This is a genomic window from Psychrobacter sp. (assembly GCF_035469765.1).
In the GTDB taxonomy this organism is placed as follows: Bacteria; Pseudomonadota; Gammaproteobacteria; order Pseudomonadales; family Moraxellaceae; genus Psychrobacter.
The window spans coordinates 1-6436 of record NZ_DATIRM010000360.1; the positions used below are offsets into that span (position 1 = coordinate 1).

General features: G+C 42.8%; 5 protein-coding genes and 1 pseudogene. 4 read left to right on the top strand and 2 right to left on the bottom strand.

Annotated features, from left to right (window positions below; translation table 11 throughout):
* Positions 1-227 (top strand): annotated as a pseudogene (fadH, locus tag VLN09_RS09870) (NADPH-dependent 2,4-dienoyl-CoA reductase); the annotation flags it as partial.
* A gap of 136 nt (positions 228-363) precedes the next feature.
* On the opposite strand, the gene VLN09_RS09875 reads toward fadH, so the two are convergent.
* Together VLN09_RS09875 and VLN09_RS09880 are read right to left on the bottom strand one after the other, a co-directional pair.
* Complete coding sequence (locus VLN09_RS09875) at positions 364-1119, bottom strand: hypothetical protein (RefSeq protein ID WP_325246065.1); 756 nt, start codon at positions 1117-1119, stop codon at positions 364-366.
* A 133-nt stretch (positions 1120-1252) separates the two neighbouring features.
* A complete protein-coding gene (locus VLN09_RS09880) occupies positions 1253-2257 on the bottom strand; it encodes a lipoate--protein ligase (RefSeq protein WP_325246067.1) in 1005 nt (334 codons plus the stop codon).
* 341 nt (positions 2258-2598) lie between these two features.
* Between VLN09_RS09880 and trpB the strand changes: the two genes are divergently transcribed.
* From trpB to VLN09_RS09895, 3 genes are all read left to right on the top strand, one after another.
* A complete protein-coding gene (gene trpB, locus VLN09_RS09885) occupies positions 2599-3825 on the top strand; it encodes a tryptophan synthase subunit beta (protein ID WP_325246069.1) in 1227 nt (408 codons plus the stop codon).
* A gap of 98 nt (positions 3826-3923) precedes the next feature.
* Positions 3924-4826 (top strand): DMT family transporter, encoded by a 903-nt coding sequence (locus VLN09_RS09890; RefSeq protein WP_325246071.1) that lies wholly within the window; start codon positions 3924-3926, stop codon positions 4824-4826.
* Between the two features lie 335 nt (positions 4827-5161).
* Complete coding sequence (locus tag VLN09_RS09895) at positions 5162-6265, top strand: alkene reductase (RefSeq protein ID WP_325246074.1); 1104 nt, start codon at positions 5162-5164, stop codon at positions 6263-6265.
* Positions 6266-6436 lie beyond the last annotated feature (171 nt).

Sequence of the window (6436 nt, forward strand, 5' to 3'; positions counted from 1 at the left end):
TCACCAATGAAGGTATCTGGATCATCAATAATCAAGGTCAAAGCCAGCTGCTACGTGTCGATAGCGTCGTGGTCTGTGCTGGTCAAGAATCTGTCGTTGAGCTGATGCCAAATGTTGGCGATGCGCCAGATGCACAATACCATCTGATTGGTGGTGCTAAACTGGCGTCTGAGCTAGATGCTAAACGTGCGATTCGTGATGGCGCTGAGGTTGCGGCAAGTATTTAGGAAGGTATTTAAAGTCATAAATTGAAATCGAAAAACGGCAGGGAAATATTTCCTGCCGTTTTTTTTGGTTTAGTAAATTTAGCTTCTTATGATATAGCTTAGGATCGTTTCCACAAGATGAAAGGGTTTGGCTCATTTATTCTCTTTCTAATATAATACTGTCAAAATAACCTCGAGCACCGCAACGGCCCGATTTAAACTGATCATCAATATCTCTTAATAGTAACTGTGTCTTACCTTTATAAAGTACTGGATACAAGCGTATTTCGCTGGTTTCATCTTGCTGCTCATCATTGATAACCCAATGATTCTGTGACCATGTTGCAATACTTTCTCCAATAGCACAGGTATGAAAATTAGTAAAAAATAAAGTTCCCTCGACGATTGAAAGGTAAGGTTTATTAGCGACACTATGAATTGATAAAGTGTTTTTTACCTCTTGAATATCATCTCGGCCAGTTTCTGAATTATATATTGAAATTTTAAAAGTCTGAGAAAAATTACCAAACGAGTTCTTGCTAGGTAAGTCAGAACTACTTAGTTCTTCTGGAAAGCTCCAAGCCACACCATAGTGAGCTTTATCTTCAATACGTTCTTTATATTCACGAATGAGACACTCTTTTTCTTTACAGGTGTTGCGCTGGAATTTAAGCCATGTTCGTTGCTCATAAATCACCCAATCTTTGCTGTCTTTATCATCTGACTCGTTAACGAGATTGTTTTTATATTTTTTTGCCATTGCTTCATCAAGCTTTGATAGATCAGAGCTTTTGCAAATGGTTTTTTCCACCCAAGTACTGGCTTTATTGCAATCAAAACTTGCTGAATTTGCATACGTAGATAATAAGGGGAATCCTAAAATACTTACCGTGACTAAAGCTAATTTTTTCATGTTATTCTCGTTTTTTAAAGATTGAATTTATTTTAATAAAGCTAGGATAGATATACGGGTGACATACATTTAATATTCATTTTTTATGATATTTTGAAGAAACGAGCAGACCTTACGAAATCCCATAACAACCCTAACCCTCCATTTCACTAGGTAACCACTCAGACACATCATCAATCTGCGATGCTAGTTCAACATGCGCTTTGCCTAACTCATCAAGTTTAGTTTTGATATCGACTTTATTGTATTTAATGTCTGTCAAAGTCTCTTTTAACAGCTCAATCAGCTCGACATTTAACGCATCAGAGAAGATAACAACCTCTGCAATCACCGCATGTTTCACATCAAGATGTAAATCAATAATGCCCCAATCAAAGCGTGTTTCAATATGATGGGTAAATTCAGGCGTCTTACCAAAGCACCAATCCCAATCTGCCATCTGCTGATAGTATTTATTTAATGTAGGTTGCTTAGCAAGGCTTGCTTCATCTAATTCTTCTATTGGTGCAGTGTCGCCATGATACTCACAAAACGCCTCAATAATCGCCTTGGATAAAGTCTCGTGATTGATATCTTCATTGAACTCGGTCAAGTTTGCGACCCGCGCGCGCACAGATTTGATGCCTTTTGCTTTAAGTTTAAGCGGATGCGGGTTTAGATAATCGCCCAGCTTTTGCATGTTGGCATTTACGAGTAATGTCCCATGATGAAAGCTGCGATCAGGCGCATGTTTAAAAGCGCTGCCTGATATTTTCTTATCACCGACTTGCATATCGTTACGACCAGATAAATCCGCGTCTATGCCCATTTTTTTTAGCGCGTTAATGATAATGGTAAAGTTTGCGTCTTGGTCGTAGTCATCTTTGGGTGATAAAAAGGTAAAGTTGGTATTGCCTAAATCATGAAATACTGCACCACCGCCACTCTGACGCCGCGCCAAAAACACCTCGTCGGCCTCCATCTTATCGATTTTGCATTCTACCCATGGGTTTTGCGAGCGCCCAATGACCACGGTCTCGCTATTGCGCCATAAGAATAGCGTGTGCGAGTCAGGGTCGAGCGCTTGGAATATCCAATCCTCGGTCGCGAGGTTGAACCAAGGGTTGGTCACGGCAGATTTTAAGATACGCAGTTTCATTATTTATCCTTTTGGGTAGGGATTTATCTATCAGGTTTTAGGATTGGCTTTTATAAATAAATACTGCCATTCTTACCGATGCAAGGTTGGAATTCAATGGCTGTGTGGTAGGTATGGTTACCAATTGACACCAGCACTGCCGGGGATTAAGGCGTGATCTACTTGCTTTAAAATGTGTCAGTATTATGTACAGACTTGACCTTCTAAATAATTTACCTTATTATCTTGTTTCAATGTACTAGAACGTAAATACATATAAAATATTTTTATCATCAAACATGCTAAATAATTCGGCAAAAACATCAATGCTAATACTCATCTTAAAATAATAAGGCTTAACTATGACAACGCAAAATACCAACACTGGCTACGGTCTACATCAATCAATTTTGCCGAATAGTGACGGTCTATATGGCGAGTTCGGTGGCAAAATCGGTCATCCTGATCTTGCCAAAGCCATGGATGAAATCGAAGTAGGCTTTCGTGAGATTATCAAAGACGAAGATTTTATCGCTGAGATGAAGCGCTTACGTGAGACTTATGTTGGTCGTCCAAGTCCCATTTATCATGCGCAGCGTTTGACGGAGCATTGCGGCGGCGCGCAGATTTACTTTAAGCGTGAAGATTTAAACCATACGGGCGCGCACAAGATTAATCACTGCTTGGGTGAAGTGTTATTAGCGAAAAAATTGGGCAAAACCAAAGTGATTGCCGAAACAGGCGCGGGGCAACATGGCGTAGCGTTAGCCACGGCAGCGGCATTGATGGGGTTAGAGTGTGAAATACACATGGGCGTTGTCGATATTAAAAAAGAACATCCAAATGTCAGCCGAATGAAGATTTTGGGTGCCAATATTGTGCCGGTATCGCGTGGCGCTGGTACGCTAAAAGAAGCGGTTGATAGCGCCTTTGAAACCTATCTTAATGAGCTAGATACCAGCATGTTTGCGATTGGCTCGGCATTAGGTCCTGCACCCTATCCCGAAATGGTCAGCTATTTTCAGTCAGTGGTCGGACATGAAGCACGGGCGCAGTTCTTAGCGACGACGGGTAAGCTGCCTAATAAGGTCGTCGCTTGTATTGGCGGCGGCTCTAATGCTATCGGTATGTTTAGTGGCTTTTTTGATGATGAAAATGTAGAAAAAATTGGTGTGGAACCAGCAGGCGAAGGCTTAGATACCCCCAATCATGCGGCGACGATGTCACTGGGCGTGAAAGGCGAGATTCATGGTTTTAAATGCTACGTGCTGCTCGATGAAAAAGGTGAGCCAGCTCCCGTACATTCGATTGCCTCAGGGCTTGATTATCCGGGGGTTGGACCTCAGCATTCGCATCTGCGAGATTTAAAACTGGCTACTTATGAGTCGGCGACTGATGCAGAATGTTTAGAAGCGTTTATGGCATTATCGCGCCTTGAGGGTATTATTCCTGCCTTAGAGTCGGCACATGCCATTGCCTATGCGATGAAAATCGCCAAGGATATGTCAGTAGACGAGACGATTTTGGTTAATTTGTCAGGGCGCGGCGATAAAGATATTGATTTTATTTTGGATAAGGTCGATTTATAGAAAAATGTAAGGTAAATATAGAAAAAACAACACCTATTGAGCCATGAAGCAGTTATCATCGAGTTTTTTTACTGTCTAACGCTCGATAGGATCAACCCATGTCTAACCGCGATCTCATTATCTTTATCACCTTATCCTTTATGTGGTCGCTGTCTTTTATTTTTTATCGTATTGGCGTGCCCGAGTTTGGCTCGTTAGCTTTTGCGAGCCTTCGTGTGGTCTTGGCTGGACTGACCATGCTGATTTTTGTATTAGTCAGTAAAAAAAACAGACAAGGTATTCGTGAGAATTGGAAAGCACTGACGTTGGTTGGGCTATTTTCCGCTGCTCTGCCATTTATCTTGTTTGCGTTTTCAGCGCGCTCGGTGAACGCTGGGGTGTTAGCAGTACTTAATGCTTCTGTACCGATGATGAGCGGCTTTATCGCTAGTGTGTTTTTCAAAGACAGATTGTCAAGAAAGCAGATACTTGGTTTGGTTATCGGCGTTATCGGTGTGATTATTTTGATGAGTGAGAACTTGTTTGGCGGTAGCGGGCAGGGTGCTGAGTCAGGTTCAGGGTTGCTGCCGATGGGTTATGCGTTATTAGCCTGTGTCGGTTATGCCGTTGGCGCCAATATTACCAGAAACTATTTATACAATGTTTCACCGGTTGCCATTACCGCAGGCTCGCTGATCATTGCCAGTACGATAATGTTGCCTGTGGCGGTTTATGAATTTCCTTATGGCAAGACCATCAGCCTAACAGCTTGGGTGTCTGTCATCTGTATTGGCGTGTTTTCCACTGCTATTGCACTCATCTTCATGAATCAGCTGATTAAAAGTATTGGTCCGGTACGGGCGACCAGTATTACTTTGGTGATTCCGATTTTTGCCATTATTTTGGGTTATTTGCTGTTAGGTGAGGCGTTGGATACGCCCGCGATTATCGGCTCAATGGTGATACTGTTTGGGACGTATTTGTCTTTAGAGCTATCCATCAAAAAAATGCTCAAATCCTAAGACATCCTTTTTATTTTAAACTGACTAACTGTTGATTTATTAAACCCTAGTATCGTTATGACTATAACAATGTGCCTAAGATGACTATCTCTATTACCTTAATAAGCTTATAAGACTGCATGAATAATAGTGATTGAAAAATTTAAGAAGTCGCTATATTGATGTTTTTGTTTGTAAATTTTGCTTGGAATCGCTTTCTTAGCCCCCTATAAAGAACACGATTTACCTATAGCGGCTGAGCAACTTGTATTAGGTTGTTTACACACTATTAAGCGCTATTCACTTATTTTAATAAACCTAGCAATAGGTTTTTATAACAGCAAACAAGGCTTTTTATGGCACATGATAATTTATTCGAACCCGTCAAAATGGGCGCCCAAACCTTAAAAAACCGTATTATTATGGCGCCTTTGACGCGCCTGCGTTCTGTCGAGCCCGGTGATGTTCCTACAGCGCTTGCTGGCGAGTATTATTCACAGCGTAGCGGTGCTGGGCTTATCATTGCTGAAGCGACACAGGTTTCTTTTCAGGCAAAAGGCTATGCGGGCGCGCCTGGCATCCATACCGAAGATCAGACGACAGCTTGGAAAACCATTGTCGATAATGTTCATGCCAAAGGTGGCAAGATAGTGGTACAGCTCTGGCATACCGGTCTTGTAGCGCACGAAAGCGTTCAGCCTGATGGTAAGGCGCCGATCTCTGCCTCCGATGTTCATGTGGGAGTACGTACTTCACTGCGTGATAGCAACAACCAAGCCATTCGCGTTGAAGCGACCACGCCGCGTCCAGCAACAATTTCAGAAATCCAGCAAGTTATTGCTGACTTTGGTCTTGCGACCAAAAACGCCAGAGAAGCGGGCTTTGATGGGGTAGAGATTCACGGCGCGCATGGCTATCTATTGCATCAATTCTGGGCTGAGCATACCAATCAGCGCACTGATGAATACGGCGGTAGCCGTGAGAACCGCGCGCGCTTGATGCTGGCTGTGATTGATGCTTGTGTCGACGCATGGGATGCTGACCATGTCGGTATTCGTATTTCACCGCTTGGTACGTTTAATAATGTGGAAGCTGGATATAACGAAGACGAAAACATTTGGCTGATTGAGCAAATCAATCAACGCGCTATTATGTATTTGCATTTATCTGAGCCTGATTGGGCAGGTGGAACGCCTTATAGCGATGAGTTCCGTCAGCGTGTTCGCGATGCGTTTGATCAGACAATCATTGCCGCTGGTGGTTATACGGCGGAAAAGGCTGAAAGAAACATCAAGTCCGGCTACATCGATGCCGTGGCGTTTGGTCGTGATTATATCGCCAATCCTGATTTGGCTGAACGTATCCGAGAAGGGGCGGCGCTCAATGAGCAGCACCCAGAGAGCTTTTATGGCGGCGGCACAGAAGGCTATACCGATTATCCGTTTTTAAACCAAGCATAATGGTTTGACGGTCAATAAAAAAGCCACCTTGCTATGATTAGCAAGGTGGCTTTTTTGATGGTGCTATTGGGTTTTTTCTCATATCAAGTGGCGTTTAGATATAGTCGGTGAAAAGTAATATCGATACAACACGTACTGCTGGTGCAAATTTTTCTTGCTTGCTGTGCCTAC